General features: G+C 41.4%; 16 protein-coding genes, 1 tRNA gene and 2 pseudogenes. 14 read left to right on the top strand and 5 right to left on the bottom strand.

Translation table 11 applies throughout. The features are described from left to right. Positions 1-37: 37 nt before the first annotated feature. Positions 38-1,081, bottom strand: a complete 1,044-nt coding sequence (locus I4V44_RS07995; protein WP_196002571.1) for a V0D/AC39 family V-type ATPase subunit — start codon at positions 1,079-1,081, stop codon at positions 38-40. 170 nt (positions 1,082-1,251) lie between these two features. Next, a pseudogene (locus I4V44_RS18525) lies at positions 1,252-1,320 on the bottom strand (hypothetical protein); the annotation flags it as partial. On the opposite strand from I4V44_RS18525, the gene I4V44_RS18520 reads away from it, so the two are divergent. After that, on the top strand, positions 1,292-1,354 hold the full coding sequence (locus I4V44_RS18520) for a DUF6783 domain-containing protein (RefSeq protein ID WP_368199339.1): 63 nt from the start codon (positions 1,292-1,294) through the stop codon (positions 1,352-1,354). The pseudogene I4V44_RS18525 and the gene I4V44_RS18520 sit on opposite strands and share 29 nt — an antisense overlap. A 9-nt stretch (positions 1,355-1,363) precedes the next feature. Here I4V44_RS18520 and I4V44_RS07990 read toward each other — a convergent pair whose 3' ends face one another. Then, complete coding sequence (locus tag I4V44_RS07990) at positions 1,364-1,675, bottom strand: hypothetical protein (RefSeq protein WP_055057780.1); 312 nt, start codon at positions 1,673-1,675, stop codon at positions 1,364-1,366. A gap of 306 nt (positions 1,676-1,981) precedes the next feature. Between I4V44_RS07990 and trmB the strand changes: the two genes are divergently transcribed. From trmB to guaA, 5 genes are all read left to right on the top strand, one after another. Then, the gene (trmB, locus tag I4V44_RS07985; RefSeq protein WP_055054321.1) at positions 1,982-2,647 is read left to right on the top strand and encodes a tRNA (guanosine(46)-N7)-methyltransferase TrmB; all 666 of its coding nucleotides are present in this window, start codon (positions 1,982-1,984) and stop codon (positions 2,645-2,647) included. A 424-nt stretch (positions 2,648-3,071) separates the two neighbouring features. Next, a tRNA-Lys gene (locus tag I4V44_RS07980) sits at positions 3,072-3,144 on the top strand. Between the two features lie 530 nt (positions 3,145-3,674). Beyond that, a complete protein-coding gene (locus I4V44_RS07975) occupies positions 3,675-5,075 on the top strand; it encodes a phospholipase D-like domain-containing protein (RefSeq protein ID WP_022379960.1) in 1,401 nt (466 codons plus the stop codon). A 220-nt stretch (positions 5,076-5,295) separates the two neighbouring features. Next, a complete protein-coding gene (locus I4V44_RS07970; RefSeq protein ID WP_196002570.1) occupies positions 5,296-7,689 on the top strand; it encodes a glycoside hydrolase family 31 protein in 2,394 nt (797 codons plus the stop codon). A gap of 907 nt (positions 7,690-8,596) precedes the next feature. Then, positions 8,597-10,174, top strand: a complete 1,578-nt coding sequence (gene guaA, locus I4V44_RS07965; RefSeq protein ID WP_008705330.1) for a glutamine-hydrolyzing GMP synthase — start codon at positions 8,597-8,599, stop codon at positions 10,172-10,174. A 292-nt stretch (positions 10,175-10,466) separates the two neighbouring features. Here the strand turns inward: guaA and I4V44_RS07960 are convergent, their stop codons facing one another. Next, positions 10,467-10,997, bottom strand: a complete 531-nt coding sequence (locus I4V44_RS07960; protein WP_009247529.1) for a helix-turn-helix domain-containing protein — start codon at positions 10,995-10,997, stop codon at positions 10,467-10,469. Positions 10,998-11,445: 448 nt separating this feature from the next. On the opposite strand from I4V44_RS07960, the gene I4V44_RS07955 reads away from it, so the two are divergent. From I4V44_RS07955 to I4V44_RS07920, 8 genes are all read left to right on the top strand, one after another. Continuing rightward, a complete protein-coding gene (locus tag I4V44_RS07955) occupies positions 11,446-11,634 on the top strand; it encodes a transcriptional regulator (RefSeq protein WP_009247528.1) in 189 nt (62 codons plus the stop codon). Beyond that, positions 11,635-12,726 carry a site-specific integrase gene (locus tag I4V44_RS07950; RefSeq protein ID WP_009247527.1) on the top strand — a complete coding sequence of 364 codons (1,092 nt, stop codon included), beginning with the start codon at positions 11,635-11,637 and terminating at the stop codon, positions 12,724-12,726. It begins immediately after the preceding gene. Next, positions 12,716-13,051, top strand: a complete 336-nt coding sequence (locus I4V44_RS07945; RefSeq protein WP_009247526.1) for a plasmid mobilization protein — start codon at positions 12,716-12,718, stop codon at positions 13,049-13,051. Before I4V44_RS07950 ends, I4V44_RS07945 begins: the two co-directional genes overlap by 11 nt. Further along, a complete protein-coding gene (locus I4V44_RS07940) occupies positions 13,041-14,195 on the top strand; it encodes an AAA family ATPase (protein WP_009247525.1) in 1,155 nt (384 codons plus the stop codon). The genes I4V44_RS07945 and I4V44_RS07940 overlap by 11 nt, the downstream gene beginning before the upstream one ends. Positions 14,196-14,550: 355 nt before the next feature. Then, positions 14,551-15,690 (top strand): plasmid recombination protein, encoded by a 1,140-nt coding sequence (locus I4V44_RS07935; RefSeq protein WP_019190307.1) that lies wholly within the window; start codon positions 14,551-14,553, stop codon positions 15,688-15,690. A 26-nt stretch (positions 15,691-15,716) separates the two neighbouring features. Beyond that, a complete protein-coding gene (locus I4V44_RS07930) occupies positions 15,717-16,094 on the top strand; it encodes a TnpV protein (protein ID WP_009247523.1) in 378 nt (125 codons plus the stop codon). Positions 16,095-16,547: 453 nt separating this feature from the next. Beyond that, entirely contained in the window at positions 16,548-18,092 is a 1,545-nt protein-coding gene (locus I4V44_RS07925; RefSeq protein ID WP_009247522.1) for an ATP-binding cassette domain-containing protein, read from the top strand. A gap of 84 nt (positions 18,093-18,176) precedes the next feature. Beyond that, on the top strand, positions 18,177-18,674 hold the full coding sequence (locus I4V44_RS07920) for a nucleotidyltransferase domain-containing protein (protein WP_009247521.1): 498 nt from the start codon (positions 18,177-18,179) through the stop codon (positions 18,672-18,674). A gap of 305 nt (positions 18,675-18,979) precedes the next feature. On the opposite strand, the pseudogene I4V44_RS07915 reads toward I4V44_RS07920, so the two are convergent. Continuing rightward, positions 18,980-19,990: pseudogene (locus tag I4V44_RS07915) on the bottom strand (tyrosine-type recombinase/integrase); the annotation flags it as partial. Between the last annotated feature and the right edge of the window lie 314 nt (positions 19,991-20,304).

Raw genomic sequence — 20,304 nt, 5'->3', positions numbered from 1 at the left:
CTGCAAAGCAGTTATTCAGTTATGCGCCATATAGAAATCAACTGTTGCAAATATAACGCATGGCTTCATCATGCTGCACACCGTAACGTACGCATTCAATGGCGATAGTCAGGCGGTTTACTTCGTGTTCCTTGTTATACAGATAAGAATAGATCACTGCTACAGAATATGGATTTCTGTGGGATTCCTTTTCAAGGATCGAGCGGTGGATGTGGTTGTAGAATTCTTCCAGATTGGCTACGGTAAGCTGTTCATATTTGTTGCCGTACCATGTTTTCTGGAAAATTCTTCGACCTTCTTCGTATGAAGGCGCTTCCACCAAAGCTGTGATTTCTTCTTTCTTTAACTTATAATTTACAGGAATCAGCAGGGCATAAATACTTGCCGGATCCATGTTGTAATACCTTTTGGAACGCTGGATAAACTGCAGGTTCAGCATATCAAATTTCTCGCCGTAAGTGCAGGTAATCTCTTCCAGATCTTTACCTTTAAACAGCTTCTTACGGATGTTCCAGATCTGGGTAAAATAGTACAGATCCAGTGCCATACCATAGTCGAAGAGAAGTGCTGTTTCATGCTCCTGGATCTTCGAAAGCGGGATATAAAATTCGTTTCCTTTGAGGCTGGAGATCAGTTCCTCCATGGTGGAACAGGTAGTGATCCGGTCTACATCAATATTGGAATGCAGACGGAAAAATTCACGGTACGGAGAAACATCTACAGGATCCGTGTCGCGGTGATCGAAGATATTTGTCATGACTTCCTTCAGTACACGGATTTCATATCGCTTGGAATACAGATCCAGAAATTTACGCTGCTCCGGGTTGGCAAAGTGATAAATTCTGGAGAAATTCTGGAATATGGATTTCTTCAGAAGCTTCTCAATCTGGCCACGGTGCAGGGTATTTTCATCCAGTGCATCCCACCTGGAAGAGTATTCCGGCATTCGCTTCAGATAGGCGGCTACCTGCGTGACATCGGAGAGTTGGAGGATTTCCTCGAACTGATCCATGGTAGTAAGCCTGCTCTGCATTGCGCGGATTTTCGTGGAAAGTCCGCTGTAGGAGAGTACGCCTCCCATTGTTTTTCACTTCCTTTCCTGATGTCATCTAGTACATCGTTTTCGAAATAACTATACCACTCACTTGTCTGCAAATCCGAGTGCACAGGTCTAAAAGCCTCAGCGTAGCCCGCTACGCCTGCGTTTTTAGACCTGCACACTCGAATCCGCATCCTATGCGATTGGTATAGTTATTTACGAAACGATGTACTAGAGTGTGTCTGAAAAATCATTCCCACAAATTGTGACGCACATCTTGCAGAAAGCCTTTTTCAGACACGCTCTAGCGTTTGAGACAGATCTTTACATAGCCAGTATTTTCTCAAACAATTCTCTGGAAAGTTGTGAGTGCTGCTGTTCGTAATGAGCATCCAGTGAAGAAAAGGTAGCGTCTGTATCTGCACGTAACTGTGCTAGGCGGGAATCTTTTTCTTCTTCCAGTTGCTGACGGATCCGTTGAATCTGCTCTGTTGTCCGGGACTCCAGCTGCTCGTCATAATTTTTACATTTCTGTTCTGCCTCTTCAGAAAGCTGTTGCTTTTGCCGGTCGCAGTCTTCCATGATGCGTTGGGCTGTAAGCTCGATTTCAGATAATTTGTTAAGTATCTGCTCCATCTTCAACCTCCTTAGTTGTCAAAATTTTACAAAAAAACCAGATTTACTATGCACAAAATAGTAATATCTGTTAGATATCATACACCTTTTTGTTAAAAAAAACCATCTAAATTTTTTCCAGAAAGAAAAAAATTGTTATTTTTTAGACAAGTTAAAGAAATCTCCTGCGAATATCTGTCCGGGATGTAATTGACGTTAGGAGTATGGTATGGTAGTTTATTGGTGGCAGGAAATTGCACGCACATCTTGCGTAAAGCATTTTTCAAACACGCTCTGGAGATATAAGAAAAGGAACAGGAGATTTTTATGAGATTAAGAAATATTCCGGGAGCTCAGGATGCAATTCTGGAGAGCCCTTATGTGGTGCAGGAACCACAGACAAAGAAAGGACACTGGGGGGAGGTTTTTGTGAAAAAGCAGCCTCTTCATATTGAAGTAGGGATGGGAAAAGGAAGATTTCTTATGGATCTGGCCCGGCTGCATCCGGATATCAATTATATAGGAATCGAGATGTATGACAGCGTTCTTCTTCGCGCATTGCAGAAGAGAGAAGAACTGGAGGAGAATGGAGAGGTTTATTCTAATTTATTTTTTATGAGAGTGGATGCCAGACTTCTGCCGGAAATCTTTGAGAAAGGTGAAGTAGATAAGATTTATCTGAACTTTTCCGATCCATGGCCAAAAGCCCGCCATGCAAAACGTCGCCTGACATCCAGAGAATTCCTGGCACGTTACGACCAGATTCTGGTTCAGGATGGAAAAGTGGAATTTAAGACAGATAATAAGGAACTGTTTGAATTTTCCCTGGAAGAAGTGGAGGAAGCCGGATGGAATCTGGAAGCTTCTACTTTTGATCTGCATCATAATGAAGAGATGGTACAGGGAAATGTTATGACAGAATATGAAGAGAAATTTTCTTCTATGGGAAATCCAATCTGTAAGATGGTGATTTCCAGAGGGTGTCACAGATAAAAAAGCAGAGCAATCATCTGGTTTATAGCAATTCCGTAGTGAAGTGGATTGCGATTATTCATTTGATTATCTATTGTGGCTGGCAGTGCATATTATGGTATAAGAAAATTTCGGGGCGCTTCGCGCCCCGAAGGAGTCAGCCAGTGAAACGAAAAAGTTCTTTCCATAATAAAATGCTACAATTCCGCTATGAACACAAAAACTTTGATAATACCTTCAGCCGCCTGCGGAAATCCGCAGAAGAGGTCAATAAAACACTTAACAAAATGTCCCAAAACGACGAAAAAAAGGAAAAATAAATGAAAAAGAAAAAAATCTGATTTTTTTTGAAAAAACCTATTGACATTTAAACGACTATTATATATAATATCACTTGCGTTGAGGGTGATGCAAAACTTCAACACAAAGAAAAACAAAAGAATATGCGCTTTTAGCTCAGTTGGTAGAGCACCTGACTCTTAATCAGGGTGTCCAGGGTTCGAACCCCTGAAGGCGCACTAAGAACACTGTTTTTGCGGACAAAGCGATTGCCGCGGGGACGGTGTTTTTTATGTTTTACGGGAAAGTGAAAAATAAAGGTATCTGGGAAATAGAGAGAAATGAAATATTTACGCCCTTGCGGAGAAAGTTCCACAAGGGCGTAAAAGTATTTTATGCTGCTGATAGCGCTTGAAGAACACAGGGTCAAGCTGGTAAATATCTTCATGCAGGAGAGAAGACTGCTGTGCAAGATGCAGATAAACTCTCTTTATAACCAGTCATCACACTTTATACAAACCATCCTGATAACATTGAAATCCCTCCCTGTTGGAAAGAGTTGATGACATTGAATTTTTATAAGTCGGAAACATATAAGACATTGCAAGAAAAAGAAAAGGGTTTGTGAAAAGATTGTAACGCTTTTCGTATCAAAAGATGCACTATGGCTTCTGATTATGTTATACTCTATACTCAGTGTATTGTCGAAAGAAGAGGAATAAGTCAAATATCTGGGTTCCGGTCTGGTCAAAGGAGGTTACGGTATCGAATGAAAAAAATACTAAAAAGAACAGGAAAAATATTTTGCCTTTTCCTGCTGATCGTGGTGCTGGTAAATATACTTTCACCTCTTTTTTGCAGGAAACCGGACGAAACATATGTGGAAAGTCTGAGAAAGACAGAATTTACATCAGAGACAGCAGGCGTAGAAAGGATTTGCTGCATTGACGATAATGAAGAGGCACTTTTGTGGAGGCTTCGTATGATTGGCACTGCGAAGGAGAGCATTGTACTGTCTACCTTTGACTTACGCGCGGATGATAATGGCACTAAAATTCTTGCCGCATTGAATTGCGCTGCGGCAAGAGGTGTGAAGATTCAGTTATTGATCGATGGAATTTATCAGCAACTGTTTCTGGCTGGAAGCAGCGATTTCCAGGCTCTGGCATCATATGAGAATGTGGAAGTGGGAGTTTACAATCCGGTGACACCGGTCAATCTGTTTAAGGTGAATTATCGCATGCATGATAAATATCTGATCGTGGATGAGAAAATGTATCTGCTGGGCGGACGCAACAGCAATGATATCTTTCTGGGGGATCAGACAAAAGGCATTAATGAAGACAGAGATATCCTGGTGTATGATACATCAGAAGGACAGGGAGAGTCTCTGAACCAGCTTGAGGATTATTTCCATAAAATATGGAAGGAAAGCTGTGTGAGCATTAAAAACGGCAAACAATCTTCCAGATATACGGATGCATACCGGCACATGGAAGAAATTTACATATCTCTGCTGAAAAGGTACAATGATATAGAAACCTACAGTGCATGGGAAAAGGATACGATAGAAGCAAACAAGATCACTCTGATCAATAATGGAATTGAGGCGGGACGAAAAACACCGCAGGTTCTCCAGACAATTCAGTATCTTACTGAAAATGCAGATCATGTAATAATACAGACTCCTTATGTGATCTGTAATGGTTACATGTATGATGTATTGCAGGGGATTTCAGATCATGCAAAGCTTCAGATCGTGCTGAATGCAGTGGAAAAAGGCTCTAATCCATGGGGCTGTACAGATTATCTTAATCAGAAAAAGAAAATTCTGGAAACAGGGGCAGATGTGTATGAACTGATGAATGATTATCCGGTTCATACAAAAGCTGTGCTGATAAATGACCGTCTGTCAGTAGTAGGTTCCTATAATCTGGATATGCGAAGTACTTATCTGGATACGGAACTGATGCTGGTAATTGACAGCGAAAAACTGAATCAGCAGATTCACGAAACAGAATCAGATTATATGGAAAAAAGCAAAGAGGTACTTGCAAACGGTCAGGAAACCGAAGGCGCAAAGTACCAGGGGAAAGTGTTGAATCGGAAAAAGAAGTTATACTACGGCGTGCTCAGGATTATCATTCGTCCTCTTCGGCAGCTGCTTTAGAGTGTGTTTGGAAAATCATTCCCAAAATCTCCTGCAAATTGTGACGCACATCTTGCGTAAAGCATTTTTCAGACACGTTCTAGAAAATAATATCACAAGTATATGTCATATAAATGTTCAGTAGCTGAAAAAAGGCGTTGTCAATCAGACTGCAGAAGATTAAAATAGACATAAAAGCAGCTGTTACAACTGTTGTTGATGTAAAGGAGGAAAAGCTTTTATGAACTTAAAGAAATTTGTGCTGGAAGGTAATCCTGTATGCAGAAAGGAAGCTGTGATCGTGGGCGATCATTTCAGGATTACAATGCTGACAACTGCCCTGATCCGTTTTGAGTACAGCGAAGACGGAGGATTTGAGGACAGAGCAACACAGATGGTATGCAATCGTGATTTCCCGGTGCCGGAATTCAGGGTGAGCGATGGCGGTGAGGAATTACATATTTACACCAAAGACCTGGAAATTCACTATGACAGACAGAAATTTTCTCCAAGCGGTCTGATGATACGTGTAGCGGGTGGAAAAGCCAGCGAGCGCGTGTGGCATTATGGTGATGAACCAAAAGATCTGCTGGGAACAGCCAGAACCCTGGATGAAGCAGACGGTGAGATTCCGCTGAGTCATGGAATTATGTCCAGAAACGGTTTTTCAGTGCTGGATGATTCCCACACAATGGCTATGGGCGAAGATGGAATGGTAGAGCCACGTCAGGGAAACAGAGCAGATTTCTATTTCTTTGGATATGGTCACAGATATATAGAATGTCTGCAGGATTTTTACAGATTATGTGGAAAAACACCTCTGCTTCCAAGATACACCTTCGGAAACTGGTGGAGCAGATATCACAAATATACAGAGACAGAGTACAAAGAACTGGTAGAACGTTTTGAAAAAGAAGAAGTGCCATTCTCTGTTGCAGTTGTAGATATGGACTGGCATCTGGTAGAGGATGTACCTCCTGTATATGGAAGCGGATGGACAGGATATACCTGGAATAAGAAGTTTTTCCCCAATCCGCCTGAATTTATGGACTGGCTGCACAAACATGGATATAAGATCACACTGAACGTACATCCGGCAGACGGAGTACGTGCTTATGAGGAAGCCTATCCGAGAGTTGCAGAGAAGATGGGAATTGATCCTGCAAGCAAGGAACCGGTGCTTTTTGACATGACAGATCCGAAATTCATTGAGACATATTTTGAGGAACTGCATCATCCGATGGAAGAAGAGGGAGTAGACTTCTGGTGGCTTGACTGGCAGCAGGGAACTGTAACCAAGGTTCCGGGACTGGATCCGCTCTGGATGCTGAACCACTATCACTATCTGGACAGCAAGTGGAAAGGAAAACGTGCGCTGACTTTCTCAAGATATGCAGGACCCGGAAGCCACAGATACCCGGTTGGCTTTTCAGGTGATACGGTCATTACCTGGGAAAGTCTGAAATTCCAGCCATATTTCACGGCAAATGCCAGCAACATCGGTTTTGGATGGTGGAGTCATGATATCGGTGGACATATGTTGGGATACAGAGACGACGAGCTCACTGCAAGATGGGTACAGCTTGGAGTCTTTTCACCAATGAACCGTCTGCACAGCACAGACAACCCGTTCAATGGAAAAGAACCATGGAAATACAACCAGATCGTAGAAACAGTAATGAAGAATTTCCTGAAACTGCGTCATAAGCTGGTTCCGTATCTTTACACTATGAACCGTCGTGCAAGCAGAGCGGGACTGCCGCTGGTACAGCCAATGTATTATCTGGAGCCGGAGCGTGAGGAAACCTATGAAGTGCCGAACAACTATTATTTCGGTACAGAGATGATGGTATCTCCAATCACAGATAAGCTGGATCCGGTAACAGGACTTGCAGGCGCAAAGACATGGATCCCGCAGGGAATCTGGTATGATTTCTTTAACGGAAGAGCATATAAGGGCGGCAGAAAAGTGGATCTCTGGAGAGATATTTATGAGATGCCGGTACTTGTGCGTGAAGGCAGCATCATTCCACTGAAGGACATGGAAGGATATGATAATTCCATTGAGAATCCTGAGAAACTGGAAGTACTTGTATATCCTGGAGAATCAGGAGAATTTGTACTCTGGGAAGACGGTGGGGACACACCGGAAGACCTGGATGAGAACTGGGTATCCACCAGAATGACGAAGACTGCAGATGAGAATGGAACAGTATTTATTGTAGAAGCTGCACAGGGAAATACAGCAGTGATCCCGCAGAAACGTTCCTGGAAGATCCGCTTCTGCAACATTCAGGACAAACCGCAGGAGGTTATTGTAAACGGACAGGCATATAAGGATGCAGAGTTCGCAGAGGATGAGAAGCTTCATGGAACAATAGTGATCTTGAAGGATGTGCCGGCAGATGCGCAGGTGAAGGTTACTTTTGCGGCAGATGCAGCTGTTTATCAGAGAGACTATGCAGAAGAGGTCTATGAGATTCTGGAAAAAGCACAGATTACCTATGCACAGAAGACAGACGTTTATAAAGTAGTGAAAGAGCTGGGTACAGAGGCAGTGCCTGTTCTGGTATCCATGAATTTGAATCCGTCATTGCTTGGGGTACTGATGGAGATTCTTACAATGGGAATTTAACCGAATCAAGCTAGTGTGCCAACAAGTTGATTTCTCGAACAATCTTGCGTCTAAATTTCTTATTTCCGCGTTGTCGTCGGTCGCCGTAGCCACCGCTACGCCTCCTTCCTCCGCCTTGAAATAAGAAAATTTATCCTGCAAGATTGTTTCAAGAATCAACTTGTCGGCACACTAGTTCTCTGCGGTAACACAAAAATCCCGCTCACAGTTGTGTCTTACTGTGAGCGGGATTTCACATTTTAAAAGAAGGAGTGCCGGATCTTGCGATCCGGCAAGTATGAAAAAGAAAAAGTTTTATTATAAATAAAGCGTTTGCTTTATTTGCTTATTAATATACAGGGAAAATGTGTGCAAAATGTGATGGACTGTTGAAGAAATTGTGATTAAATTCTAAAAAACTTATAAAAAAGACCTGAAAAGGTCTGTAAAAAGAAGGAGGGCCGGACCTTACGGTCCGGCATAAGTATGAAAAAGAAAAAAGTTAAAAATCTATGTGAAAAAGCATTTGCAACCTGTTTGTAAAGCATTTGCTTTATTTGCTTATTAATATACAGGGAATTTGTGAGCAAAATGTGATGGACTGTTGAAAAAAATGTGATTAAATTCTAAAAAACTTATAAATTGGAAGTAAGATTACTGTTCACACACCACTATCCCGCGAGGTGTTTTGGCATGAATATGCCAAAATCCCGAGACATACAAGCTAAAATTCCATTGCCGCAGGCAATCTGGAATGAATTTTGGCTACGTTACTGTGAACGGAGTGAACAATAACGTAGGAAGAAAACACAAGGTGGAAAACTGAAAATAAGCATTGTAAAAATCCGAACTGTAATTTATAATAAAATTCAATGGTAACGGTTCAATATCTTTACAGTTACAAATAATGAGAAACAAGGAGGAAAACATGAAAAGAGAAACAGTCGTCGTACTGGATTTCGGTGGTCAGTACAATCAGCTGGTTGCCAGACGTGTAAGAGAATGTAACGTATACTGCGAAATCTATTCATACAAGACCGATCTTGAGAAAATCAAGGCAATGAATCCTAAGGGAATCATCCTTACCGGTGGTCCGAACAGCTGCTATGAGGCAGATTCACCTACATGCAATAAAGAATTATTTGAGCTTGGTATTCCTGTTCTGGGACTCTGCTATGGCGCACAGCTTATGATGCATGTTCTGGGCGGAAAAGTTGAGAAAGCAGATGTGAGCGAATATGGAAAGACAGAGGTTCTGGTAGATAAGACAGATTCTAAAATCTTCAAAGACGTATCTGACAAAACAATCTGCTGGATGAGCCACACAGATTATATTTCTCAGGTTGCACCAGGATTTGAGATTGCTGCTCATACAGCAGACTGTCCGGTAGCAACTGCACAGAATGAGGAGAAGAAGCTGTATGCGATCCAGTTCCATCCGGAAGTGCTTCATACAGTAGAAGGAAAGAAGATGCTTTCCAACTTCGTACTTGGTGTATGCGGATGTGCCGGAGACTGGAAAATGGATGCCTTTGTTGAGCACACTATCAGAGAAATCCGCGAGAAGGTCGGGGATGGAAAAGTTCTTCTTGCCCTGTCAGGTGGTGTTGACTCTTCCGTTGCAGCAGGACTTCTTTCCAGAGCAATCGGAAAGCAACTTACCTGTGTATTTGTAGACCATGGTCTTCTTCGTAAGGATGAGGGAGATGAGGTTGAGGGTGTATTCGGACCAAACGGTCAGTTTGACCTGAACTTTATCCGCGTCAATGCACAGCAGAGATACTATGACAAGCTGGCAGGTGTTACAGAGCCTGAAGCAAAACGCAAAATCATCGGTGAAGAATTTATCCGTATTTTTGAAGAAGAGGCCAAGAAGATTGGTGCAGTAGATTTCCTGGCACAGGGAACTATTTATCCGGACGTTGTAGAGAGTGGTCTGGGCGGAGAGTCCGCAGTGATCAAATCTCACCACAATGTAGGCGGACTTCCGGATTTCGTTGATTTCAAGGAAATCATTGAACCGCTCCGCGACCTTTTTAAGGATGAGGTTCGTAAAGCAGGTCTGGAGCTTGGAATTCCGGAGAGACTGGTATTCCGTCAGCCATTCCCGGGACCGGGACTTGGAATCCGTATTATCGGTGAAGTTACTGCAGAGAAGGTTCGTATTGTACAGGATGCAGATTTCATTTATCGTGAAGAGGTAGACAATGCTGCAGCTGAGTATAAGAAAGAACATGGTGAAGATCCTTCATGGATGCCGAACCAGTACTTTGCAGCACTGACAAATATGCGAAGTGTAGGCGTTATGGGTGACTTCAGAACTTATGATTACGCTGTAGCGCTCCGCGCAGTGAAGACTATCGACTTCATGACAGCCGAATCTGCTGAGATTCCGTATGCAGTACTGAATAAGGTTATGAACCGCATTATTAACGAAGTTAAGGGCGTTAACCGCGTATTCTATGACCTGACCAGCAAGCCGCCGGGTACGATTGAGTTTGAATAAATCGAGTTGCTTAAAAAAGCCAGTGTTTATGCGGGTTTCAGCGATTTCGATTAGTCTTTTGATAACAAATTGATAACAGTCATAGCAAGTGCCATTATTCTTGTTATCCAGTGGTTTATGGGTAACGGAACAATTAACAGGTGGCTTGCAGACTAAAGTTCGGAGCTTGGCTCTGAACAAATTCCATATTATAAACTAAGCCCTTAGCTGTGGTTAATAACCATAGTTAAGGGCTTTTTTGTCGTTGCCAAAGCATCTGTAGGGAGCTGCCAGTGGCAGGTCCTGTAGGTGCTTATTTATCTTTCAAGTGGTCTTTGAATGCTTCCACGAGAGCGTCACTTAATTCCTGTGATGGAACTTTTGCCCAACGCTGTGTGGTGTCGAACTCTGGATAATGGTAACGCCAGTTATCGTATTCTTCTCTGTTGATTTCTTCGGAAGATAGCTTGTCTGCCTGTTCTTTCCAAGCATACAGCATTTTGAGGAGTTCATATGCTTCTCTGCCTTTGTCCTTGTTGACCTTTAAGCATACCTCTCCGTCTGCTTCACTGACAGTAAGACCGTAAATATCTTCAAGGGTAAACAGAGTGTGCATAAGACCGATATAGCTGTCTATGTCAGGAACATCAAGAGCCTGTGGAGAAACATCAAGCACCTGTGCCAATGCATTTGTAAGGTCTGCTTTCGGTTTGCGTGTACCAGTTTCGTACTGTGCCAAACGCACATCAGCACTCTTTTCTGGAAAACCGATTGCTGTACCGAGATACTTTTGTGTCATACCACGCATTAGTCTGAAAAAATGTATTCTTTCGCTGATAGCCATAATGATACGCTCCTTTTATATTTAGTGAAATAAGTATAGCAGAAATGTTTAGTGGAAGTCAAGAAAAACCGAAACAAAAATGTTTAATATTTTCTTTGCAACCACTTGACAATAGCAAATATGTTTAGTAAAATAAATTACGAATTAAACAAATATGCTTAATGCGACAACTGAATGACCGTCCGAAAAGCCAAACCGCCAAGACCTCGTCGGAGCAAGTTCCGTATCGTTCGCTTGTGTGCAAGCACAAAAGCTCATTCGCTGCACTGCTCCTCCTCTTCCCCAAAAGTCTCCGACTTTTCGGGAACCCCTATACGAGCGAGCGCCTGATGTACTGCGGTGCATTGGGACAGCACAGCGCCTGCCGACAAGCAGGAGTGCCTGTTGGAACTTTAACACGGAGAAAGCGGCAAGCAAAAAATTATTTTAAGAAAGGAAGAAAAAGGATATGGAAAACAGATTTATCCGAGCCGAAGATGTGGCTCAGGAACTAAACGTATCAAAACCTTATGCATATAAACTCATCAGACAATTAAATGAGGAATTGAAAGCAAAGGGCTTTATTACGATTGCAGGGCGTGTAAATCGCCAGTATTTTTACGAAAGGCTCTACGGAGCAGGAAAGGGGGAAATGTAAATGCCGGTATTTAAGAATGAAGATAACGGTACTTGGTATGTGATGGCAAGGTATGTGAACTGGAAAGGGGAACGCAAGCAGAAATGCAAGCGTGGCTTTGCTACCAAACGAGAAGCACAGGAATGGGAAAGAATGTTCAAATTGCAGACTTCTTCAGACCTTGATATGAGTTTTGAAGCCTTTACGGAGCTTTATATCAATGATGTGAAGAACCGTTTGAAGGAAAACACGTGGCTTACCAAAGAGCATATCATACGCACAAAGATACTTCCGTATTTCGGGAAACTGAAAATCAGCGAGATTTCCACAAAGGAGATTATTACTTGGCAGAATGAAATGCTTGCCTATCGTGATGAGAAGAAAAAGCCTTATTCACAGACGTATCTGAAAACGCTGCACAATCAGTTGTCCGCCATTTTCAATCACGCTGTCCGCTACTATGAACTGCGTTCCAATCCTGCGGCAAAGGTGGGAAATATGGGACGTGAGGAACACAAGGAAATGCTGTTCTGGACAAAGGAAGAATACAAGAAATTCTCTTTTGAGATGATGGACAAGCCTGTTTCCTTTTATGCGTTTGAAATGCTTTACTGGTGCGGTATCCGAGAGGGCGAGCTGTTAGCTTTGACTCCGGCAGATTTCAACTTTGATAAGGAAACAGTCACAATCAATAAATCCTATCAGCGTTTGAAAGGGCAGGATGTGATTACTTCTCCGAAAACGAAAAAGAGCAACCGCACGATTAAAATGCCGAAGTTTCTGTGTGAGGAAATGAAAGAATATCTCGGTATGCTTTACGGATTGAAGAAGAAAGACCGTATCTTTACGGTGACGAAAAGCTATCTTCATCACGAGATGGACAGAGGGGCAAAGGCGGCAGGCGTGAAGCGTATCCGCATTCACGATCTCCGTCACAGCCACATTTCACTCTTGATTGATATGGGCTTTTCTGCGGTGGCGATTGCTGACCGAGTTGGTCACGAAAGTATTGATATTACTTATCAGTACGCACACCTCTTTCCGTCAAAGCAGATTGAGATGGCAGAAAAATTAGATGATTTAGGGAAAGGAGATTTTGAAAATGTCAGCTAAGAACAGAGATAACAAAAATCGTTGGAGGAATATCACAGTAGGGTTTCGAGTATCGCCCGAAGAAAACGAACTCATTAACAGAGCTGTAGCTCTATCAGGATTGCCAAAACAGGAGTATTGTTACCGCCGTTGCTTAAATCAGGATGTGGTGGTACAGGGCAATCCGAGAGTGTATAAGGCGTTGAAAACGGAATTTGCCACAGTCCTTGCGGAACTGAAAAGGATTGAAGCAGGAAAAGGTGTGGATGATGAACTGCTGAGTGTAATAGAACTGATTTCCATTATTCTCGGCGGTTTGAAAGGAGAGGATGCGAATGGAGAATAAAAAAGAAATGACTATTCCAAATGTATCTGCGGCAACAGATGCGGAACAGTCACTTTCCAAATGTACTGACAATAGTATAGTCAATCAGGATACGGATTTCAAGGGGTACGAGCAATCTTTTGAAGAAATGCAAAGGGAAATACTCAGACAGTTAGACCCTTCCTATCTGAAAACAGTATCAATGACAACGCTGTATGATACGGTGTTTGAGGTTCAGACACCACTTATCGACGGTCTGCTCCAAAGGGGAACTTACCTTTTCGTAGGTTCCCCGAAAGTGGGAAAGAGCTTTATGATGGCACAGCTTGCCTATCATATCAGCACAGGCACACCGCTTTGGGAGTATAAGGTGCGTAAGGCAACGGTGCTTTATTTTGCCCTTGAAGATGATTACCCACGTTTGCAGAAGCGATTGTTTCAGATGTTCGGTGCAAAGGAGACAGGCAATCTGTATTTCGCAACGGAATGTAAAACGGTCAATGGCGGACTGGAAGAACAGATAAGAGGGTTTATGAGGGAACACCCAGACACAGGCTTGATTATCATAGACACCTTAAAGCGTGTGCGTGAAGCAGGCGGAGCAGATTACAGCTACGCAAGTGATTATGATGTTGTGGCAAGGCTGAAAGCGTTGGCAGACAGTTACAAGGTTTCAATGCTTATTGTTCATCATACACGCAAACAAAAATCGGAAGATATATTCGATATGATTTCAGGCACGAATGGTCTGATGGGTGCGGCAGACGGTGCATTTGTTCTCAGTAAGGACAAGCGTACTTCCAACAATGCCACACTTGATGTTGCTGGCAGAGACCAGCAGGATATGAAAATCCATCTTGTAAGGGACAGCGAGCGATTGGTGTGGAACTTTGCAAAATCGGAAACGGAGATGTGGAAAGAACCGCCCGAACCTCTGCTTGAGAAGATAGCGGATACGCTCTTTTCGGAAAGTGACAGATGGGAAGGAACTGCTTCGGAACTTTGCGAAAGGCTTGCGGTGGATATAAAGCCGAATGTACTTTCTTTAAGGCTCAGTATCAACGCAAGCAGGCTGTTTCGTGATTACGGTATCCGTTATCAGAACAGCCGCACACACGACGGAAGAAAGGTTTCACTTTGGAAAGAAACCGAGCAGACGGCGTGACAAACGGTGTCAAAGGTGTCAATGTTTTTGAGAGCAGCACGCTGTGAAAAACATTGTCACCATCGTCACACTTTGACACCGGATAAAGTTTAGGGGAGTGTGCAGAGAGTGCCTTTTCAAAGGCGGCTCTTTGGTCTCGCCTGCTGGCTCGGTCGGTTCGCAGGCGTGTGTGCCACCGGCACACGCTCACCCCTCGGAGAGCCTTCGGAGAACGCAAAACCTGTTTACAGGTCGCATTTTTGATGGGTGTACCCGTCAAAAGTGCTTTTGCGTTACTTTTGACAAAAGTAACAAAACCTGAGAATGTTGAAATTTACAGATGGGAGATGAAAAAATGCAGAGAACGATAAGTGCAATGGTCGGTAAAGGCTCGGTCAATCACAATAGCCGAAAGTTCCGAGCAGAAAATGTAGACGGAACTCGTACTCATCTCAATATCGACTACTGCAATGAAAATATAAAGACAGTTTATCACGAATTGTTTGATGAAGCATTGGAAAGATACAATGCCAAGCAGATAAGGTCAGACCGAAAGATAAAAGATTATTATGAAAAAATCCGAAGTTCCAAGCAGGAAAAACCGTTCCACGAAATCATTTTACAGGTGGGCGGTAAGGGAAATATGAACGCCGATACGGAAAACGGAGAACTGGCAAAGCAGATTTTAGATGAATACTATCAGGGTTTTCAGGAGCGAAATCCACAGCTTCGGGTGTTCTCGGCTCATCTGCATATGGATGAAGCTACACCACATCTGCACATAGATTTTGTACCTTTTACCACAGGCAGCAAGCGTGGACTTGATACAAGAGTGTCACTAAAGCAGGCTCTTGCAACGCAAGGTTTTAAGGGCGGCAGTCGTGGCGATACGGAGTGGTCGCAATGGATACAGTCCGAAAAAGAACAGCTTGCGGCGGTGATGGAACGTTATGGGATTGAGTGGGAACATTTAGGCACACACGAAAAACATCTTTCTGTTTTGGATTATAAAAAGCAGGAAAGAGAAAAAGAAGTGGCGGCATTAGGTGCGAAAATCGAGCAGAAACAGATTGAATTTGATGTGTTGTCGGAACGAGTATTGAACTATGATAAGGCAAAAGACGAGCTGTCAAATCTTGAAATAGAGCTTGATACTGCACCGAAATATCAGTTGCCAGAACCAGAGAAATTTATGACTGCAAAGGCATATAAAACCAAAATGGCAGAGCCGGTTGTAAGGAAATTGAAGCAACTTGTCAAAACGGTGCTTGCCCGCTGCTTTGAGGGGTGGGACAACTATCATAGGCTGAATACAGCGAATGCACAGTTATACCGCACCAATCAGCGTTTGGAGAAAGTCAATGAAAGATTGACCGAAGAAAACAAAATCCTAAAAGCAGAAAATAAAGATTACAGCCTGCTCCGTAAGGTTTTTGGTCGCAAACAGATAGATGATTTGTTGGAGCAGGCAAGAACAGTTAAAGGTCGCAAGCGTGATAATACACGATCACGATAGACAAAAATCACAGGAGGAAAAGGAAAATGACAAAGACAATTTTTGAAGAAATGGGCGGAACTTATAGACAGGTGGGTGATTATTTATTGCCGAACATCACAGTACCAGCCGAAGAAGAAATAGAGCCGATTGGTTTATGGGGGAAACGACATGCAAGGCATTTAAAGGAACACTATAAAGTGTTATATATGAACCTGCTGACAAGCGGAAAGCTGCATAGTTATCTTGCAGAAGTCGATAAGCAAGCAGAGGATATGTTTCTTCGACTGGTAAAGGAATATGCCGACAGACAAGATGTGACGGAACAATTAAAGAAAGATAATCCCTACGAATGGATTGGAAGAATGAATAATATTCAGGCTTGTGTGAGGGAAGTTGTAGGAACGGAGTTGATTTACACATAAGCGTTTTACGGTATGGTGCTCCTGCGTTTGCTGGAGTGCTGTGGTTGTGGTTGTAAAGAGGTTGTGAAAGATTGAATTTCGTAATGGTTGGATGTATAATTAGGAAGTGAAAATTTTAATTTGCACTTCCATAAGGTGAAATGTATTGACACAAAAAATACAGTATGATAGTATTGCCATTAGAAGAAAGAAAGGCACATTTTGTGTAAGGTGAGGAAATGATTAATAGATAATTTGATTTAAGTAAGACACATATAGTTATTGAGCCTGTAGAGAATAGGTTTGTTTTGTGTACGCTTAAGTTGGATTATCGCAAGAGGCATTTCCTTTGTTTTCCTTTTGGAAAAGAAATAAGGGGCTATTTAGCGAGTCTATTTTTGCGTATGCAAAAAAGACTCGTTTTTGTGTGTTCAAAATAATAATTGGCTCAGACTTCGAAAAGGAGAAACTTTAATGTTGCAGATAAAAAAATTAAATTTAACACATAAAAAAGACCTGAGAATAATTCTTAATGATTTCAACCTTGTGCTAAATGATGGAGATAAGGCAGTTATTATTGGAGAAGAGGGAAATGGGAAATCGACATTAATGAAGTGGATATACAATCCGTCGCTTGTAGAAAACTATATAGAAGCAGATGGGGAAAGGATAATGGGACACGAACGTCTTGGTTATCTTCCGCAGGAGATGCTCGATGAAGATAAGGAAAAAACAATATACGAATATTTTTCTGAAGAGGAAATATTCTGGGAGAAAACGCCTAAAGAATTGTCTGTTATTGCGGGAAAATTTGGAATGAAAAATGATTTTTTCTACAGTAACCAGACAATGGGTAGTCTTTCAGGAGGCGAAAAAGTCAAGACACAACTTATGAGGCTTTTCATTCGCGATGTTTCTGTGCTGTTGTTGGACGAACCTTCCAATGACATCGACATTGCGACGCTTACATTACTGGAAAAAATCATAAATGACTGGAAGCACATTGTGCTTTTTATTTCACACGATGAAACGCTGATAGAGCGTACTGCCAACATGGTGATACATATCGAGCAGATTATACGAAAAACAAAGGCGAGATATACCGTGGCAAAGCTTCCCTATAGACGCTATGTGGAAGAACGGCTTCATAAATTTGAAATCCAAAAACAGCGGGCACTGAGTGACCGTAGGGAGAAAAAGATTCGCGATGAAAAATATCAAAGAGTTATGCAGAGTGTACAAGGTGCATTAAGAAGTTGTACCAGACAAGCACCGTCTGTTGCCAAAAACTTAAAGGACAAAATGCATACGGTTAAGGCAATGGAACGAAGATTTGAAAAAGAAGATGAAAATATGACTCAGATGCCGGAACAGGAAGAAGCAATCTTTGTCAAATTAGGGGATGAAAACTCACACATTCCCGCAGGAAAAACGGTCATAGAATATGAACTTTCAAAGCTTGTGACTCCGGATGGCAAAAGAATTTTAGCAGAAGGAATTCATTTAAAAATAAAAGGTTCAGAAAAAATCTGTATGATAGGAGCCAACGGGGCAGGAAAAACGACTCTTCTAAAAAAGATAGCGGAAGAACTCCTAAATCGGAATGACATTAAAGCAGAATATATGCCTCAAACTTATGAAGACCTGCTGGATTTGGATGTTACACCGGTTGATTACCTTGATAAAACAGGAGATAAAGAAGAGCGTACAAGAATTAGAACATACCTTGGTTCACTTAAATACACACCAGATGAAATGGAGCATCCGATTCGGGAGTTATCAGGCGGACAAAAGGCGAAAGTGCTTCTCTTGAGGATGAGCTTAAGTGGTGCAAATGTTCTTATTCTGGATGAACCGACAAGAAATTTTTCACCATTGTCCGGTCCGGTAATAAGAAAAATGCTCCGAGAATTTCCGGGGGCTGTCATTAGCATTTCTCACGATAGAAAGTATATTGAAGAGGTGTGCGATAAAATATATCAGCTAAATCCTAATGGATTACAGCTAATTGGTGATTGATAACAAAAAGGATGAAAGACTGACAAATTTCAGGCTTTTAGTGAGTTGGAAAGCATACAAAGATTTGAATTTGGAGGATAGATTATGGTACGTACAGAAGATGCATGTGAAATTATAAAATATGCTTTGCAAAACGAAATTAAAGTATATTTAGATGGCGGATGGGGTGTTGATGCACTTCTTAAAAGAGAATCAAGAATACACAATGATATTGATTTGTTTGTTGAACTGAAACATTATCATGATTATATTTATGTGATTAAGCAGCATGGATTTGAGGAAGTAAATACTGATTATACAACGGATGGTCATACTGTCTGGAAAGATGATAAACAAAGAATCATTGATTTACATTGTTTTGAATTTACAGATGACGGAATTGTTTATGAGGGAGATATATTTCCATCAAAAACTTTTTCCGGTATTGGAAAAGTTGGAGATATAACTGTTTCTTGTATTGAACCATTGAGTCAGGTAATGCTTCATTTGGGATATGAACACGATAAAAATGATGTGCATGATGTGATGCTGTTGTGTGAAACATTTCAAATAGCAATACCAGATGAATATAAGGAAAAGTAAAATTTCAGTTTTGTGTTGAATCTCTAAGCAAAATAGCTTATAATTTGACATGCTACATATAGTTATTATCCACAGTTATCGAGTAGGTGTTATCAATGCCGATAACAAAATGATAACATTAGCTCGTATAGGCAGGATAATATGGATATATCAAATAATCAAAAGAACGAGAAACATTACAGAGAATAATTCCTAAACAAAAAGCGTTAGTCTTTGTAGAGTTTGAATAGTTGAAGCTGAGCTGTAAAGCCTTTGTTTACAAGGGGTTTACAGCTTTTCCTTTATAGGATTGCATTTTCATTGCATTATTTTTCTTCAACTGTTCTGTGATAGATTGCTGTATGTTGATTGCTGGTATAATTAGCAATGCTTTCAGTAGCAGATTGTACTTGTAATATTCCAGTCAGCTTTTTAGCAACTTCAAGATTCGTATTTGGATACAGATGACCATAAGTGCCGAGTGTTGTCTGTATTTTTTCATGTCCTAAACGTTCCTTGATAAGTAAAGGATTTTCGCCCATGCTGATAAGCAATGAAGCGTGTGAATGTCGCAAGGCATGAATTTTAATACGATGAACACCTGCTAAATTTGACAACTTTTCCAAAGCTCTGGGAAGCGTTGTTTTACTGGTTGGAGTTCCGTTATAACTTAGTACAAGTGGACAATCGGGAAGAACCTGTTGCTGAACACTTTGCTAAGCCTTTAGCTCATTGAGTGTATCTGAATCAATATAAATAGTACGGATACTTGCCTGTGTTTTCGGATCAACGAATTTATAGTCCGTCATTGTTCGGTAATATAATGTTTTGGTAATGCTAAGCAAGCCTGTTTCAAAATCTATGTCTGACCAATGTAATGCTGACGCTTCGCCAATTCGCATACCAGTCATAAATAATAACCAGAACGATATAAACAGATAATGTTCATAATAGTCTTTCTTACAGAGTAAGGAAATAACCTTTTGAAATTCTTCTAATGTCCAGAAATCAACTTTGGTTTTCTTGCTTTTGATATTGCCTATCATACGAGAAGGATTTTTCTTCGCAATTCCAAGAACAATAGCTCTGTCAAATGCGATAGAAAGCATTCCCTGTACGATACGAATGTAATTAGGGCTAAAATCTTTTGCAAGTTTCAACTGCCAGTTTTGAACATGGATAGGTTCGATTTCGTCTGTTTCCATTTTGTAGAAATATGAAAAATGTTTCTTGATGGTAGTGGCACGATTAAGATAAGTGCTTTCTTTTACCTGTGTTTTATACCATGGCAGGTAGGTTTTTTCTATAAATTGTTTAAAAGAAACACCATCTTTTTTACGGACAATGCCTTTCACAACCTTTTTGAGCTTACAGTCAAACTGACATTGTATTGTCTTTTGGAAGTCTGATGGTTTCAAAATCACACCCCCTTTCGCTATGAAGTGAAAAGTATGTATCCCTCTTTCCGCACCATATCTGTACGGCAGGGTGTGATTTGTTGAAGAATTGAAAAAGTTTTTATAAATATGAAAACAGCCTATTTGCACTACTAACAAATAGACTGTTTTCTCTGTTTGTTAGGGCAAAGCCCTGTTTGCCATTGTGGAGTTTTTCGCTGATCCGAAAAACGGAGCTTTGGAAAACAAATAAA

This window comes from Blautia sp. 1001283B150304_161114_C9, assembly GCF_015668165.1.
Classification (GTDB): Bacteria; Bacillota; Clostridia; order Lachnospirales; family Lachnospiraceae; genus Blautia_A; species Blautia_A wexlerae.
The sequence above is the reverse complement of the archived record's forward strand: the minus strand, read 5'-3'. Positions and strand labels throughout refer to the sequence as shown.